Here is a 16,168-nt window from a genome sequence, read left to right as displayed (position 1 = left end):
CTTTGAAAAAAGCAAGAGAAATTTTTGTTTTTTCGGAAAAAATTTGCGCCCCGGGTTTCCGGGGCGCAAAGACAGGAGATTCTTATTTTTCTTCGGTCACTTCAGGCTGCTCTTTCTTGGGGGAGGCAGGAAGAACGGCAGATTCTGTTTCTTCCTTTTTGTCGCTGCCCAGGAAAGAGGGCAGGTTCATTCCGGCCATGTCGAACAGCTCGTTCATGGGGGGCAGGGATTTCATCAGCCCGGAGACAAAACCGGCGGTAGCCGTTTTGCCCTGGCCGTTTTCGCCGCTGTCCCAAACGGTGACCTTGTCGATCTTGATGTTCTTCACCGCTTCCACCTGGACACGCAGCAGTTCTTCCATCTTGTCGGCCAGCAGCAGACGCAGAGCAGCATCGGGATCGCCGCCGGCGGCCTGCACGATCTCCCGCAGACCATCGGCCTGCTTGGTGAGCATGGCCTGCATACCGGTGGCTTCGGCCTGCATCTTGGCCAGGATGGCGTCGGCTTCGCCTTTGGCCTTCCGGCGGATCTGCTCAGCCTGGGCCTCGGCTTCCAGCTCCAGCTTCCGCTTTTCGATCTCGGTCTTGACGATGATATCGGCTTCCTGGGTGGCCTTTTCACGGGCAGCACGGGCCACTTCGGCCTGCTGCTCGGCGGCATAGGCCTCTTCCAGAGCACGGGCGGCCTGGATCTTTTCGGCGGAGGTGGCGATCTTCAAAGCTTCCGCTTCCTTTTCACGCCGGGCGGCGTTGGACATGGCCACTTCCATCTTGGCGGCGTTTTCGCCTTTGATGGCCTCGGAATCGGCCTGGGCCACCTGGACACGCTGGTCACGGTGAGCGTTGGCTTCACCGATGGAGCCGTCACGGTCTTTTTCGGCTACGCTCTTCTTGGCGTCGTTGATGGCCTTGGCCGCGGCTTCCTTGCCCAGGGCGGCGATGTAACCGCTTTCGTCGCTGATGTCGGTGACATTCACATTGATCAGCCGCAGGCCGATCTTTTTCAGTTCGCCTTCCACATTCCGGGAGACCGCTTCCAGGAATTTATCCCGGTCGGTGTTGATTTCCTCGATGTCCATGGTGGCGATGACCAGACGCAGCTGACCGAAAATGATGTCCTTGGCCAGCTCCTGGACTTCCTCCAGCTTGAGCCCCAGCAGCCGCTCGGCGGCGTTCTGCATGACGGCGGGCTCGGTGGAGATGCCCACGGTGAACCGGGAGGGCACATTGATGCGGATGTTCTGCCGGGACAGGGCGTTTTCCAGATCCACCGAAATGGACAGGGGGGTCAGGTCCAGAAATTCCCGGGCCTGGATCACCGGCCAGACGAAGGCGGCGCCGCCGTGGATGCACTTGGCGCTGCGGGCGCTGCCATCCTTGTTGCTGCCCACTTTACCGTAAATGACCATCACTTTGTCGGAGGGACATTTTTTGTACCGGGACAAAATCAGCAGGATCATGGAGAAAAGCAGCAGTGCAATGACGCAGACCAGAATCAAAGTTTCCATTCTTCATACCTCTTTTCTTTTTCTCTTTGTGAAAAGCCGCTTTATTTGCGGCAGACTACCATAACAGGACCGGACAGGCCCACGACCTGGACAGACTGGCCGGTTTTCAGTGGCTCCGCCTCGTCGGTGAGGGCCTCAAATTCCCCCAGCTGGCCCTGGAGCACCAATGTGATTTTTCCGGTGCCCTGGCGGCGGGGCGGCACGGTGAGATAAACGGTGCCGCAAAGGCCAAGGGCGTTTTTCAGGTCCATGGTGCCGTCGGATTGCAGATGCAGGGCGCCCCGCAGCATCAGGGCCAGCACTACCATGGCCCCAAGGCCCAGCAAAAAGGCGATGAGGGTGGATAAGCCTCCCGACATACCGCTGCGGCTGAGGGCCAGCCCGGCCCAGCCGAACACCGAGAAGAAGGCCACAAGGCCGCGGATGGTAAAGATGCGCAGCCCTGGGTCGGGTTCCAGAGCATGGCCGCCTTCCCCATCCCTGCTGTCCGGCACATCGGTATCCGGGGTGTCCAGATCAGGGGCATCCAGGTCGGGTGCGGTTCCGTCTCCGGTGTCCAGCCCGGATGTGTCGCTGTCCAGATCCCCGTCCCCTCCGGCGCCCAGGCCGAAGAGCAGCAGGATGGTCTGGATGCACAGAATCAGGGTGGCGGGAATGGCTACATAGGCAAAAAAATGTTGCAAAGCGTCCAGTGAGTTCCACCAGTTCAGCATATCCCTTTTTCCTCCATTTCAAAGGCGGTGGTTTTCGTTCTATCAAAAGCCCCTCAGTCTTCCATACGCCCGATCAGCAAATTGGCCTGCTGGGTCAGTCGGGAGGCCAGGTGGGCGGTGACGATGATGCGCAGCACCAGCAGCACCCGATCGCGGGCACCGGCAAAAGGTTCCCGGTATCCCTCCAGCACCTGGCGGCACCGCTCTTCCAGGTGGGACAGCCCTTCCAGTTTGTCATTTTCCAGGGAAAAGACCACCTGGATGATATAGAGATAGAGCTGGCTGTCGTCGATGCTGTCATCGGAATTTTTATCCAGCTGGCCGTTGATATAGGAAAGCAGACGGCAGATGGTGGGCAGGGCCAGCGTGTCTTTTAGCATATGGATGATGAGAATACGGCATAATTGGCTGCGATCGTAGCGTTTGTTTTGGGGCGGGGGTAAAAAGCCCCGCTTGACCCAATTCTGGATGGTGTGGGGTTCCAGCCCGGTGAATTGGGACACCTGAGAGAGCATCAGCCCCCCGGTGAGGAACAGGGAACTGAGAATGTCATCGACGGCTTGGGGGTTTGAGATGTCCACTTCCACTGTGGCACCGGGCAAGGTTTTCAGCATGGCGATTCTCCTTTCTCCCCCGCCAAAAGAAAGGGTCAGGGGTCTGTGCTATCAGGTTGATGTGATTATACTATATGATCATATGACTGTCAAGAGGGGTCAATAGATTTTCAAAGTGCAAAACAAAGCCCGGCCCCAAAAAGGGCCGGGCGGAAAAAGGGCCGGGCGGAATGAGTTAGAAGGGACTGCGGCTGCGGCGGAGACGGCCGCCGGGGCCCCGGCGCAGAATGAGTTTGCGGACAAAGTCCACCGGGATCACCGAGAAGGCCAGAAGCAGCACCAGCTGGAAAGCCGGAAGGGGCAGAGGGGAGGTGCGGAACAGCGAGCCGCCCCGGTAGATCAGCAGGCACTGAACCAGTCCCACCATCACCATAATGAAAAGGAAGCGGGGGTTTTTTCCCAGATGGGCCAGCAGATTCAGCCGTTCGGTGCGGGCATTGAAGCTGTTGAACACCCCGCAGAAGATGAACAAGGCAAAAAATCCGGTGAGCAGATAGAAGGAGGCCTGCTGGGGAGGAAGGACCTGGGTAAGCAGCGGCAGTTTCAGGAAGGCCAGGCAAAGCAGGATGGTGTAAAGCCCCATGCACAGCACCTGATGGAGCATGGCGGAGGTGAAGATGGGTTCATCCCGCTTTTTGGGCGGCTCTTCCATGTATTCTTCCAGAGGGGCTTCCCCGGCGTAGGCCAGGGCGGCCAGGGTGTCCATGATGATGTTCACCCACAGCATCTGCACCACCGTGATGGGGTTTTCCACTCCCAGGAAGGGCCCCAGTACCGAAACACCCACGGCGCACAGGTTCATGGTCAGCTGAAAGACGATGAACTTCCGGATGCTTTTGAAAATGGTGCGGCCATAGAGGATGGCCTTGCCGATGCTCTGGAAGTTGTCGTCCAGAATGACGATGTCCCCGGCTTCTTTGGCCACCTCGGCGCCGCTGCCCATGGCAAAGCCCACATCGGACAGTTTGAGGGCGGGAGCGTCGTTGATGCCATCGCCGGTCATGCCGGCCACCAGCCCCATCTCCTGGGCCAGGGTGACCAGCCGGCTTTTGTCCTGGGGCATGGCCCGGGCCACCACCCGCAGCCGGGGCAGAAGGGCCTTGACCTCTTCATCGGCCAGGGCGGCCAGTTCGTCATGGGTCAGGGCCAGCCGGTCATTTTCCCGGCACAGCCCGGCCTTTTCTCCCATGGCCAGGGCGGTATCCTTGTTGTCCCCGGTGATCATCACCACCTGTACTCCGGCCCGCCGCACCTGCTCCACCGCCTTTTTCACCTGGGGCCGCAGGGTGTCGCCAATGGCGATAAGCCCCAAAAAGGTAAGTCCGGACAGAGTGCTGCCGCCCGTTTCCCCGGGGGTATAGGCCAGGGCCAGCACCCGGTAGGCCTTCTTTGTCAGCTCCTGCCATGTGCGGCGGACTTTTTCCTGGGAAAAGGGCAGGGCAGAGCCGTCGGCGGAGAGATACTGGGTACAGCCCGGGAGGATCTGCTCCGGCGCCCCTTTCACCAAAGTGAGGGTCTGACCGCTGTCCCGCAGGGTCACCGCCGAAAACTTCCGGCGGCTGTCAAAGGGGGAGCGCCAGGAGGGAGAGGGGGCGGTATACTGCCGGGCCTGGGTGAGGAAAAACTGAAGCAAGGCCCGGTCGGTGGCGTTACCTCCTACTGGCTGGCCCTGACCGGACAGGGTGCTTTCGTTGTTATAGGCCCCGCAGAGAAAGCACAGCCGGTAGAGTGGCAGAGAGTGCTCCCGCAGGGATTGGGGGCTGGCAAAGTGCCCGCCCTCTCCGGTGACCAGTTCCCGCACTTGCAGTCTGCCCCGGGTGAGGGTACCGGTTTTGTCGGTGAACAGGATGTTCAGGCTGCCGGAGGTCTCGATGCCCACCAGCCTGCGCACCAGCACATGGTCTTTCAGCATCCGGCGCATATTGGAGGAAAGCACCACGGTGATCATCATGGGCAAACCCTCGGGCACGGCCACCACCAAAACGGTGACGGCCAAAGTCAGGCTTTCCAGCAAAAGCCCCAGGCACTGGGGCGGCTGGGAAAGCAGGGACAGAAGAGCCGGGGTCTGAAAGCCGGTGAGCTGCCATACCTCCCCCAGCAAGTCGGCCAGGGCCACCAGGATGGCGGCGGCAAAACCCAGGCGGCTGAGGGTGTCGGCCAGCTGCTCCAGACGCAGCTTGAGGGGGCTTTGCCGGGTGTCCTGCTGCATCTGCCGAGCCATGCCGCCGTAGAAGGTGCTGTCGCCCACCCGCTGCACCTGCATCAACCCATTTCCGGCACACACCACCGTGCCTCGGAACAGCTGGTTTTCTCTGGAAATATCCCAGCCTTCCCGGGCGCCTCCGGGGACTTTCTGGGCTTCCCGGCTTTCTCCGTTGAGGGAGGATTGGTCCACCGCCAGCTTGCCTTCCACCAAAAGGCCGTCGGCGGGAATACGCTCGCCGCTTTCCAGCAGCACCAGGTCCCCAACCACCACTTCTTCCAGCGGGATGAGGGCGATTTTTCCCTCCCGCATCACCCGGCACCGCAGGGCCTGGGCTTCCTGCTGCAAACGGAGGAAGGCCGATTCGCTGCCGTATTCCGACAGGGTGGACACGAAGGTGGCCAGGAAAATGGCGATAGCAATGCCCACCGATTCAAACCAGTTTTGTTCTTTGAAGACAAAAAGAAGATTGAGCAAAAGGGCGGCCAGCAAAATTTTAATGATGGGATCGCCAAAATTGCTCAGCAGCTGCTTTCCAAAACCCGACCGCCCCTGTTTGGTCAGAGCGTTGGAGCCGTGCTTTTGCCGGGATCGCTCCACAGCCTGGGGAGAAAGTCCCCGGGCGGCCAGGGAGGGGGATGTTGTCCGTTCCATGTTTTTCACACCTTTCTTTTGGGAGGGCCAGTCCTACACCTCCACTCTATGGCACGGGAAGGAAAAATATGCCCTTGCACCGGGAGAGCAAAGATGATATATTAGTAATTGCTTAATTGCTTAACTATTGGCAGGAGGAAAGGTATGGCAGGAAAAAGATTGGCCCAGGTAGGCAAAAACTGCGTGGCCTGCGGCAGCTGTCTGGAAGTGTGCCCTTTGGGGGCCATTTCCATCTGGAAGGGCGTCATCGCCCAGGTGAACGGAGAAAAGTGCGTAGGCTGCGGAAAATGCGCCAAGGAGTGTCCGGCCTCGGCCATCCTTGTAACAGAACGGGAGGTGTAGCAATGAAGAAAAACGGCAGGAAGCGGCCCTGGTATGAATACCTGTGGATCGTGACCCCCATTTATCTGGGGCTGGGATTTTTCAACATCCTCTTTGCCTGGCTGGGGATGATTTTCTTCTGTCTGCCCTTGATCATCGCCTTGGCTGGTGGAGGGAAACTCTATTGCAACCGCTATTGTGACCGTGGCCGGTTCTTTGCCCTGCTGGGAGGGAAACTGGGGCTGTCCCGCCGCCGTCCCACCCCACGGTGGCTGGGCAGCAAATGGTTCCGCTATGGATTTCTGATCTTCTTTTTCGCCATGTTCTTTCAGATGCTCTTCGTCACCTATCTGGTGGGGGCAGGACAGCAGGAACTGGGCCAGACGGTGAAGCTCTTCTGGACCTTCCGCCTGCCCTGGCACTGGGCCTATCATGGCACTCTGTTCGCCCCCTGGGTGGCCCAGTTTGCCTTTGGTTTCTATTCTTTGATGCTCACTTCCACCCTCATCGGCTTCATTGCCATGGTGCTGTGGATGCCCCGCTCCTGGTGCGTCTTTTGCCCCATGGGCACCATGACCCAGCTGATTTGCCGGGCGAAGGCCGGAAAGGCCCAGCCATGAGCCGGGGGCTGGAGGAACAGGCCCGCCAGGTGGCGGAGCTTCTGGGGCGGCTGGCCAATGAAAACCGGCTTCTCATTCTGTGCGCCTTGGAGGACGGCCCCAAGACGGTGGGGCAGATCGGGGAAAAGGTGCCTTCCTTGACCCGGCCTGCTCTGTCCCAGCATTTGCACCTTCTGCGGGAAGGGGGACTGGTGCATGGGGAAAAGCAGGGACAGTATGTGGTCTATTCCCTATCAGACGAAAGACTCCCCCAGCTGCTGGGCACATTGCGCCGGCTGTACTGTCAGGGAGAATAGGATTCCTCTTGCGGGCAAGAGGAAGATGGGGTATACTGGAAGAAAAAAGGAGGGGATGGGATGGAAGAGCTGCGTCTGCATCCAGTGGGGCATATCCGCCGGGAAGGAGAGCGGGTCTTTGTGGAGATTCTGCCTGCATACCGTCCGGCCCCCAAGGGCATTGAGGAATATGAGTACCTCCATCTTTTGTGGTGGTTTGATCAGAGCCAGGACCCTCACAGCAGAGAAAGGCTGCTGGTGAAAACACCTCATGCCAACGCACCCGAACGGCTGGGGGTCTTTGCCACCCGCACACCCCACCGGCCCAATCCCATCGCTCTGGATGTGGTGAAGGTCTATTGGGTCAATCATGGTCAGGGCCTTTTGCGCATCGATCAAAGCGATGCCTGGGACGGCACGCCAGTGCTGGACATCAAGCCCTATGTTCCCGGTTGTGATCGGGTAGAGGGGGCGGGGACGCCCACCTGGCACCAGGGCTGGGCTCAAAGCCGTGCCGAAAAAACAAAATAGGAAAACAAAAAAGCCGCCCTTTCGGGGCGGCTTTGAGCGTGTCGAAAAAGTGGCTTAGGCCACTTTTTCGAGTTTTTGCAAGGGGCTGTATGCACGCCTTTGGCGCACACTTGCCCCTTGAGAAGTGCAAAAAGCCACGCACAGGTCGCGGCTTTTTGCGGATTGATAGGGGTAGGGCGGACGACCCTTTTCGTTATATAGGTTTTTCAACAGTCTGAAAGCCGCCCTTTCGGGGCGGCTTTTTTCTCTGTTTTGCAAAATATAATAAAAATATAACTTTTAGTATTATAAATGAAATTCCTGGCCTACCAGAGCACACAGGCGCTGTAAAGTGAATTTGGCCATGGTCAGCGCGGCGGACAGGCCGCCGGGAGGCTGGAGCCATTGGCCGGTGAGCAGGCAGTTGTCCACTCCGGGCACCGAGCCGGGGCTGTTTTGCAGCTTGCCGCCGGGGGCCAGGTAGAAGCCCATGGGGGAGCCTTTGTAGGCCCCGGTGACCCGGTGAAAGCTGGCAGGGGTGACGGCACTGAGCAGGCGGGCCTGGCTCAAAGAGGGCAGGGCCTGCTCCAGTTTTTCCTTGATCATCACGGCCACCCGATGCTTTTCCACCCCGTAGGCCTCCTTGTTCTGGGACAGACGGAGCCAGGCGTCGCACTGGTGCTCGCTTTGGTTGATCTGGCAGGAAAGCAGGGTGAAGCCGTTGGGAGCGCCGCCAGGGTGCCGCCGCAGCCACAGGGTATCGTATGTCTCTCCGGCCAGGGAGAAGGGGGGACAGGGCAGCAAAGCCGGGGCCTCCAGGGGCAGAGGGCTTTGGCCGGGGATGGCCAGATAGACGGTGAGAAAGCTGGAGACCGGGTATTTTTCCGGAGCGCTGTACCACCCTCCCAGCAGAGGGTCCAGATAGGAAGGCCCCAGCAGACGGTCGCGCACCAGCCAGGGATCACAGGCGCAGATCACATAATCCCCCAAAGTGGTGCGTCCGCTGCGCAGCAGCAGCCCTCGGGCCCGGTTGCCGGAGAGCAGAATGCGCTCTACTCCCTGGCCGGTGAAGAGCTGGCCCCCATGGGTCTCCAGAGCGGCGGCCATTCGCTGGGCCAGCATGGCTCCCTGGGGCAGGTACAGCCCGTGGGGATGGAGGGCTTGCCCCAGCCACAGAAGGGCAAAGGAAGCCGAAGCCCCCGGCGGGGGCGTTTTTTCCAACAGGGCCTGGAGCAGAGGATGGTGAAAGGAGCGGGCATATTCCCCGGCGCTTTGTCGGGCATAGGGCAAAAGCCGGCCGCGGGCGGTAAGGTGGGCGCCCAGGCGCACCTTTTCCCAGGCCATCATCATATCCAGGGGCTTTTCCTGGGGAAAGGACAGCTGGCGGGTGCGGCGCAGCAGGCGGCACAGCTCGCCGATCTCCGGACCATCCTGGGGAGAAAGGTGAAGCATGGCCTCTTCAAGATCCTCTGGACAGCGAAGCAGGGGCAGTGTGGTCTGGCCCTGCCCCAGGGAAAAGGCCAGAACAGGCTGTGCTTCCCCTGGGCCCATTTCCTCGCCCAAAGCCCCTACGGCCTGCCACAGAGGGCGCATCTCACCGCCGGGAGCGGCGCCGGAAAGCCAGCGGGGCCCGGTGTCCAGGCGGAACCCACGCCGGGTCCATTGGGCGCACAGTCCGCCCGGTTGGGCGTTTTTTTCATAGACTTCCACCTGAAAGCCGTTTTTTGCGGCCAGTACCCCGGCGGCCAGGCCGGAAATGCCGCCGCCTACAATGAGCAGCTTTGCCATATGGATTTCTCCTTTCTTCCAAAAATAGGACGGTCACAGCCCTCGGTGATGCAGAACAAAGAAATAGACCAAAAGGGAAAAGGCCCCGAAAGCCAGAAGCACACAGGGGGCATAGAGAAAAAGGGACAGCGCCCCCACGGCCGGATGGCACAGATAGGCCAAAAGGCAAAAAGCAGCAGAGCCGTCCCGCTGCCAAGAACGCCCCAAAGTCCTTTTTTCTCCCGGGTGTTCTGGCCCCAGGAGGAGCTGGTTTTCCTTTGCAGCAGGCCAACAAGCTCTTCCGCCCCTTCCAGACGGCGGGAGAGCAGATAGACCGGCCCATGGCCCTGCAAGCGCAGGAGAAAATAGGTGTGGTGGGGCACAATGACCTCCACCCGGGTGATCTTCCGGGCCCCCAGGGGGATGGAGGGATTTTCAGCCAGGGAAGAAAGGATGCGCTGGGTCGTTCGTACGCCCTGGAAAAAGTCCAGCACTTTGCCCGAGGCAAACGCCCGGGCGTCAAAGACATACAACTCCCCCTGAAGGTCCTCAAAGAACAGAGTACATTCCATGGCGCTTTTCCGCCCTAGGTTCAGGGTCAGCACACCCATGAGAAGGGCGGTGCCTAGGCAGAGAAAAAAGGAAGGGAGGGCTTTGTTTGTTCCCAGAGGCATCAGCACCATGGCTCCGCCTACCGACAAAAGCAGCACCAGAAGCAGGATTTCGCCTATGCTTCCCAGCAGGAAGCGGATGGAATGTCCCCTTTTCCCCAGATGGGGGCTGGCCCACATCTACCGCTTTTCCATTCCTGTTTCTCCCCTTTGGCCCGGTGTTTTTCTTATCATACCCGAAATGGGGCGCAAAGGCAATGGGATCAGTCTTCCAAAGCCCGGCGCAGCTTGAGCAGAGCCTTTTTTTCCAGGCGGGACACATAGGAGCGGGAAATGCCGCATTTCTGGGCCACCTCCCGCTGGGGTAGGGGCTGGGTGTCATACAGGCCGTAGCGCATGACGATGATCTGCTTTTCCCGGCTTTCCAGCACCTGGTCCACCTTTTCCAGCAGCAGCTGCTGCCGTTCGTCCTGCTCCAGTTTTTCCATCATGTCCTCATCGCAGCGGATCACATCCACCAAAGAGAGCACATTGCCGTCCTTGTCGCTGTCGATGGGCTCGGAGAGGGATACCTCGCAGCTTTGCTTTTTCCGGGAGCGGAAATGCATCAGGATCTCATTTTCAATGCATCTGGAAGCATAGGTGGCCAGGCGTGCTCCTTTGCTGGGGTCAAAGGAGGAGATGGCCTTGATGAGTCCAAAGGTGCCGATGGAGATCAGATCGTCCTGTTCCTCCCGGGCCGCATAGTATTTTTTGATCACATGGGCCACAAGACGCAGATTGTGTTCGATCAGGGTGTTCCGGGCGCTCAGATCCCCCTGGGCCCATTTTTCCAGAGCTTCCCGCTCTTCGGCAGCGGTGAGGGGCCGGGGGAAGGAGCCGGCGGCGGGGGATACCCGCAGCATCAGATAAAGGGAATTGACAAACAAAAAGGCGGCGGCTGGCATGAGCATAGCAAACATTCCTCCCAACAAGTTCCGTAGTAGCAGGATATTCCCCCAGGCCTTGTCTGTTGCAAGTCCGGGGGAAAAACCTTCCATAAAGGAGGAAAGGGCGGCGGTTGACAAAGAAAAATGGCATGCTAACATATATTTATACATCGGAGGGCAATCCCCGAAGCAAAGGGACGGCCGGATAAGATGGCGGGAGATTTCCCGTTTTCTTATCCGGCTTTTTTTGATATGCGGAGCGCTTGCAGGGAAGGAGAACAAAAATGAAAGAACACAGCCTGACCAAAGGGAGCATTTTCCGCTCCCTGCTCACCTTTGCCGTGCCGGTCTTTTTGGCCCTGTTTCTCCAGGCCATGTATGGCGCCGCCGATCTGATAATTGTGGGTCAGTTTGCCGGCACCGGGGATCAGTCCGGCGTGGCCTCAGGGAGTCAGCTGTTCAACACTGCCACCATGTTGGTGGTGGGACTGACCATGGGTGTGACGGTGTTTGTGGCCCGGTGCATGGGGGCCGGGGAAAAGGAGAAGGCCGCCCGGGGTGTGGGCACCAGCATTGTGCTCTTTGCTCTGGTGGCCATTGTGGGCACCGCGATCATGGTGCCCGGCAGCGAAGTGCTCACCCGCCTGGTCCATGCGCCCCAGGAGGCCTTTGGTCCCACCCAGGATTATATCCAGGTGTGCGGCATAGGCATGGTGTTCATCGTTTTCTACAATGTATTGGGAGCTATTTTCCGGGGATTGGGGGATTCCAGAACGCCGCTGTTCACCGTGGCGGTGGCCTGCCTGTTCAACATCGCAGGGGACCTGTTCCTGGTGGCCGGACTGGGGATGGGGGCCAAGGGCGCCGCCATCGCCACCGTATCGGCCCAGGCCCTCAGCGTGCTCATTTCCCTTGTGGTCATCTGGAAGCGGGGTCTGCCCTTTGCATTCTCCCTTTCTCATGTGCGCTTTTTCAAAGACTGCCTTGTGCCCATCCTGAAGGTGGGCGTTCCCATCGCTTTGCAGGATGTGCTGGTGCATTTTTCCTTCCTCTTCATCCAGATCGTGGTCAACGGCATGGGTGTGGTGGAATCGGCGGCGGTGGGCGTGGCCGAAAAGGTCTGCGTCTTTCTCATGCTCACGGCTTCGGCCTTCATGCAGTCCATCTCCGCCTTTGTGGCCCAGAACAACGGGGCAGGATTGCAGGATCGCAGCCGCAAAGCCCTTTCCTACGGCATCCGCATGGCTCTGTTCTCCGGGGCCGTGATGGGGGCCCTGGCCCTGTTCTTCGGCGACGGGCTGGCCACCCTGTTTTCCCGGGAGACAGGGGTCATATTGGCCGCTCACTCCTACCTGAAAGCCTACGCCATCGACTGCCTGCTCACCGCCATTCTCTTCTGCTTTGTGGGCTTTTTCAACGGCTGCGGCAAAACGGTGTTCGTCATGCTCCAGGGGGTCATCGGCGCATTCTGCGTCCGTATTCCGGTGGTCTATCTCATGAGCGCTCTCCCCGGGGCCACTCTGTTCCATGTGGGGCTGGGCACTCCCGCCTCTTCCCTGGTGCAGATCGCTTTGTGCCTGCTCTATTACCGGCATCTGCAGAAAAAGGGCCAGCTGTTCTGAGTTTTTCCGGGCCTTTTCCCAAGGCTCCCGCTGGGAAGGCTCCGGCCCATGCCATCAGTGTACTCCCTCTCAGGCGTGTTTTTCGTCCTGGGAGGGGATTTTTTTGCTTGCTGCAAAAAAACACTCCCCCCAAGGGGGGGAAGAGAGACCTTTTTTCTTTCGCTTTTCCGTAGCCTTATTCTTTTCCTTGGCTGTTTGGGTTTATCCAAAACCCAGCGGTTTTTTCTTTGGGCCAAAAAAGTTTTGAAGAAAAGATCCCACAGAAGGCCTCTTCCGTGATACAATGTGGACAGAAAAGGCCCCGGCCTCGGGAAAGGAGTTTTTCAGTTGAACAAAGGCACCATGGAGGGAATTCGCCCTCTGGAACAGTGGATCGAAAAGATGATGGCCCATTATGAGGCTGCCGGTCTGGCAGTGGCGGTCGTCGACAAAAATGTGACCTTGTATCAGAAATTTTTTGGCTTCCGGGATGCGGAAAATCAGACGCCCATTGACGAAAATACGATTTTTGGCCTGGCGTCGGTTTCCAAGTCCTTTACGGCCCTGAGCATCATGCAGCTGGCAGAGAAGGGGGTCATCGACCTTGGGGGGCCGGTGAGCCGGTATCTGCCGGAGTTCCAGAACGCCCATGCCGCCCAGCCGGTGACGGTGGCCCATCTGCTCAGCCACGCCGGGGGATTCCTTCCCAAGCGGCGGATGCTGGTGGAAGAGGTGGCCCGGGATCTGGGCATCTGGCAGGACGGCAAAGCTGAGATCGGCCCCCATCCGGGCCTGGCCATGGAGGGCTGCCGCCGGGTGTGCAAGGGTTTGGACGAAGAAGAAGCCCGCACCGGTCTGCCCGGGGAATATATGAGCTACAGCAATGACAGCTACGGCCTGCTGTCGGAGATCATCCGCCGCTATGGCGGGGAAAATTCCTTCCAGGACTATCTGGAAAAGAATGTGTTTGCCCCTCTGGGGATGGATCGGGCCACCGGCCTGTTTATCGCCCCGGCCCAGGATCCCAACAGCACCAAGCTCTATTTTCACAAAGACGGCAAGCGTCAGTGGTGCCGGGATTACTATGACAACGCCTTTGTGCTCATGGGCGGCGGCGCCGTCAAGGCCAGCCTGGGCAGCATGAAGAAATATGTGCAGATGTACCTCAACGAGGGCAAAGGCGAGCATGGCCGTCTGCTCAGCCCCTACGGCATCCGGGAGATGATGAAGCCCCGGCAGCATTACCGCTATGGCCAGTGGTATGGCTACGGTGTGGCTATGAGTGAGCTGGAAGGAGTGCGCATGGTGGGCCACGGCGGCGGCATGACCGGTATCTCCAGTCATTTTGCCTGGTCGCCTGAGCTGGAAGCCGGCGTTGTGGTGCTGTGCAACACCAGCGGCGTGCCGGTCAGCCGTGTGGCCGAGGAGGCTCTCCGCTGGGTCACCGGGGCCGCTGTGCCTGCGCCCATGAAAAACTGGCAGGACGCTGGATGGAGCGAAGAGGAAAAGAAGAGCTGCCTGGGCAAGTTCCGGAATGCCGAGGGCAACGAGGCCACCTTCACCTGGGAAAATGGGGATCTCCATCTGACCATGGGCGGCAAGGAACGGGAGTTCATCATGGCCGGGCACGATCTGATCATCCTGCCTGGGGAGTTCTCCCAAAGCGATATCCTGCTTCTCCGGGAAGAGGGCAGAGGAGTCTGGGGTGTGCGCACCGGCGGACGCATCCTGACAAGGCAGTAAAATCCCGCCTTGTCTTTGGCAAAAGAGAAAGGTATAATAGTGTACAGACAACAGCGGTAAAATCACACCGATTTTTGTGAAGGAGGACGATGATCCATGGAACGGATTCAGATCGACGCTTTCAGTCAGGTGAAAATGCTGTCCCAGCTGCAGGCTTCCCCCAGCGGCGAGAAGCTGGCCTTTGTGGTTACGCAGGCCCAGGTGAAGGCCAACAAGTATGTATCCCATATCCACCTGCTGGAAAATGGAAAAGTGCGCAAGCTGACAAGCGGCGGCGCAGAAAAGAGCCTGTACTGGCTGGATGAAGAGCATATCCTCTTCCCTGGCGACCGCACCGGAAAATACAAGGCCATGGCCGACGAAGGCTTCCATTACACTGTGTTCAACAAGATCTCCATCCAGGGCGGCGAGGCCGAGGAATATTTTGCTCTGCCTTTCCCCGCTTCCAATCTGATCGTGCTGGGCGACGGCAAATTCCTGTGCATCGGCCAGTATGACAACTATGCCATGACCACCGAAGGTCTGGAAGGCGCCGGGAAGGAAGAAATGCTCCAGAAGATCCAGGAAGAAAAGGATTACGAGATCTTCGATGAGCTTCCCTTCTGGTTCAACGGCAAGGGCATTGTGAATAAAAAGCGCGGCCGGGTCTATCTCTGCGACATCTGCAAGAATGAGCAGAAGGCCATCACCGGCCCCTATATGCAGGTCACCGGCCTGAAATACAACAAGGAGCTGGGCCTGGCTCTGTACTATGGCAGCGACTATCAGTGGATGGACGATCAGATCAGCCGTATGTTTGTGTATGATCTGAAGACCGGCGAGAGCCGTGAAATGGATCTGGGCGGCAAGTATCGGGTCCAGGCCGCCGATTTCGTAGGCGATCACATCTTGATGGCCGCCACCACCGGCGAGCGCTATGGCTCCAGCGAAAACCCCATCTTCTTCAATGTGGATGTAAACACCGGCAAGATGACACAGCTGGCCGATCTGGACACCAGCCTGGGTTCCAGCGTGGGCAGCGACTGCCGCTATGGCGGCGGCGCCACCAACAAGGGCGAAAAGGACGGCTTCTATTTCCTGGAGACCGTGGGCTTCAACTCCGTCATCCGCAAGCTGGATGAAAAGGGTGAGGTCAAGACCGTTTCTCCCGATGTCCACGGCAGCGTGGATTGCTTCCAGAAGGTGGGAGATACCTTCTACTATGTGGGTATGCGCTGTAACGGCCTGCAGGAGATCTATTGCTGCAAGGAAGGCGGCGAGGAAAACTGCCTGACCAGCTTCAACAAGGAATTCCTCCAGAGCCACAGCGTGGTGGAACCCAAGTATATGCACTTCACCGACAAGGACGGCGTGGACATCGACGGCTGGATTCTGGAGCCGGTGGATTACGATCCTTCCAAGAAGTATCCTGCGATCCTCAATGTGCACGGCGGCCCCAAGGCGGTTTACGGCGAGACCTTCTTCCATGAGATGCAGTTCTGGGCCAACGAAGGCTATTTCGTCTTCTATTGCAACCCCCGCGGCGGCGACGGCAAGGGCAACGACTTTGCCAATATCCGCGGCGAGCACTATGGCGTCTGGGACTATAACGACCTGATGGAGTTCACCGATAAGGTGCTGGAGATGTATCCCCAGATCGACCAGAAGCGTGTGGGCATGGCCGGCGGCTCCTACGGCGGCTTTATGGCCAACTGGATCGTGGGCCACACCGACCGGTTTGCAGCGGTGGCTTCCCAGCGCTCCATCTCCAACTACCTGAGCAAGTGCCTGACCACCGACATCGGCTACTACCACAACCTGTCTGCCATGATGGCCGATCCCTGGACCAACATGGACCGGATGTGGAACAACTCCCCCCTGAAGTATGCCGACAAGGCCAAGACCCCCACCTTGTTTATCCAGTCCGATGAGGACTATCGCTGCTGGATGGCCGATGCCCTCCAGATGATGACCGCTCTGCGGATGCACGGTGTGGAAACCCGTCTGTGCCTGTTCCACGGGGAGAACCATGAGCTGTCCCGTTCCGGCAAGCCCAAGCATCGTATCCGCCGTCTGCGGGAGATCACAAACTGGTTTGACCATTACATGAAGTAAGAAGGA

Annotated in this window: 14 protein-coding genes; 7 read left to right on the top strand and 7 right to left on the bottom strand. The window is 58.8% G+C overall.

What is annotated here, in order from left to right:
• Window positions 1–82: 82 nt before the first annotated feature.
• The 4 genes from KQI26_RS00330 to KQI26_RS00315 all read right to left on the bottom strand — a co-directional run bounded on the left by KQI26_RS00330 (window position 83) and on the right by KQI26_RS00315 (window position 5,691).
• The gene (locus KQI26_RS00330) at window positions 83–1,507 is read right to left on the bottom strand and encodes a flotillin family protein (RefSeq protein WP_216502683.1); all 1,425 of its coding nucleotides are present in this window, start codon (window positions 1,505–1,507) and stop codon (window positions 83–85) included.
• A gap of 41 nt (window positions 1,508–1,548) precedes the next feature.
• Window positions 1,549–2,220 carry a hypothetical protein gene (locus tag KQI26_RS00325; RefSeq protein ID WP_216502682.1) on the bottom strand — a complete coding sequence of 224 codons (672 nt, stop codon included), beginning with the start codon at window positions 2,218–2,220 and terminating at the stop codon, window positions 1,549–1,551.
• A gap of 53 nt (window positions 2,221–2,273) precedes the next feature.
• The gene (locus KQI26_RS00320; RefSeq protein WP_216502681.1) at window positions 2,274–2,834 is read right to left on the bottom strand and encodes a DUF1836 domain-containing protein; all 561 of its coding nucleotides are present in this window, start codon (window positions 2,832–2,834) and stop codon (window positions 2,274–2,276) included.
• Window positions 2,835–3,009: 175 nt separating this feature from the next.
• Window positions 3,010–5,691, bottom strand: coding sequence for a calcium-translocating P-type ATPase, PMCA-type (locus tag KQI26_RS00315; protein ID WP_216502680.1), 2,682 nt, complete (start codon window positions 5,689–5,691; stop codon window positions 3,010–3,012).
• 144 nt (window positions 5,692–5,835) lie between these two features.
• Here KQI26_RS00315 and KQI26_RS00310 point away from each other — a divergent pair, with 144 nt between their 5' ends.
• The 4 genes from KQI26_RS00310 to tsaA are packed head-to-tail and all read left to right on the top strand — an operon-like array spanning window position 5,836 to window position 7,438.
• Entirely contained in the window at window positions 5,836–6,033 is a 198-nt protein-coding gene (locus KQI26_RS00310; RefSeq protein WP_216502679.1) for a 4Fe-4S binding protein, read from the top strand.
• Between the two features lie 2 nt (window positions 6,034–6,035).
• Window positions 6,036–6,632, top strand: a complete 597-nt coding sequence (locus KQI26_RS00305; RefSeq protein WP_216502678.1) for a 4Fe-4S binding protein — start codon at window positions 6,036–6,038, stop codon at window positions 6,630–6,632.
• On the top strand, window positions 6,629–6,928 hold the full coding sequence (locus KQI26_RS00300) for a helix-turn-helix transcriptional regulator (protein WP_253292568.1): 300 nt from the start codon (window positions 6,629–6,631) through the stop codon (window positions 6,926–6,928). The genes KQI26_RS00305 and KQI26_RS00300 overlap by 4 nt, the downstream gene beginning before the upstream one ends.
• A 60-nt stretch (window positions 6,929–6,988) precedes the next feature.
• Window positions 6,989–7,438: a tRNA (N6-threonylcarbamoyladenosine(37)-N6)-methyltransferase TrmO gene (tsaA, locus tag KQI26_RS00295; protein ID WP_216502677.1), complete on the top strand. Its 450-nt coding sequence runs from the start codon at window positions 6,989–6,991 to the stop codon at window positions 7,436–7,438.
• A 285-nt stretch (window positions 7,439–7,723) separates the two neighbouring features.
• Here tsaA and KQI26_RS00290 read toward each other — a convergent pair whose 3' ends face one another.
• The 3 genes from KQI26_RS00290 to sigK form a co-directional block, all read right to left on the bottom strand.
• Window positions 7,724–9,205, bottom strand: a complete 1,482-nt coding sequence (locus KQI26_RS00290) for an NAD(P)/FAD-dependent oxidoreductase (RefSeq protein ID WP_216502676.1) — start codon at window positions 9,203–9,205, stop codon at window positions 7,724–7,726.
• The gene (locus tag KQI26_RS00285; protein ID WP_216502675.1) at window positions 9,184–9,975 is read right to left on the bottom strand and encodes a hypothetical protein; all 792 of its coding nucleotides are present in this window, start codon (window positions 9,973–9,975) and stop codon (window positions 9,184–9,186) included. Before KQI26_RS00285 ends, KQI26_RS00290 begins: the two co-directional genes overlap by 22 nt.
• A gap of 83 nt (window positions 9,976–10,058) precedes the next feature.
• Entirely contained in the window at window positions 10,059–10,748 is a 690-nt protein-coding gene (gene sigK, locus KQI26_RS00280; protein WP_216502674.1) for an RNA polymerase sporulation sigma factor SigK, read from the bottom strand.
• A gap of 260 nt (window positions 10,749–11,008) precedes the next feature.
• Here sigK and KQI26_RS00275 point away from each other — a divergent pair, with 260 nt between their 5' ends.
• The 3 genes from KQI26_RS00275 (at window position 11,009) to KQI26_RS15200 (ending at window position 16,162) form a co-directional block, all read left to right on the top strand.
• Window positions 11,009–12,346 (top strand): MATE family efflux transporter, encoded by a 1,338-nt coding sequence (locus KQI26_RS00275; protein ID WP_118747891.1) that lies wholly within the window; start codon window positions 11,009–11,011, stop codon window positions 12,344–12,346.
• 327 nt (window positions 12,347–12,673) lie between these two features.
• On the top strand, window positions 12,674–14,068 hold the full coding sequence (locus KQI26_RS00270; protein ID WP_216502673.1) for a serine hydrolase: 1,395 nt from the start codon (window positions 12,674–12,676) through the stop codon (window positions 14,066–14,068).
• 96 nt (window positions 14,069–14,164) lie between these two features.
• Window positions 14,165–16,162: a S9 family peptidase gene (locus KQI26_RS15200; RefSeq protein WP_253292566.1), complete on the top strand. Its 1,998-nt coding sequence runs from the start codon at window positions 14,165–14,167 to the stop codon at window positions 16,160–16,162.
• The last annotated feature ends 6 nt before the right edge of the window (window positions 16,163–16,168 follow it).

Origin of the sequence: Intestinimonas sp. MSJ-38, assembly GCF_018917925.1 — a bacterium.
Classification (GTDB): domain Bacteria; phylum Bacillota; class Clostridia; order Oscillospirales; family Butyricicoccaceae; genus Pseudobutyricicoccus.
This window is presented reverse-complemented; position numbering and strand designations above follow the sequence as displayed.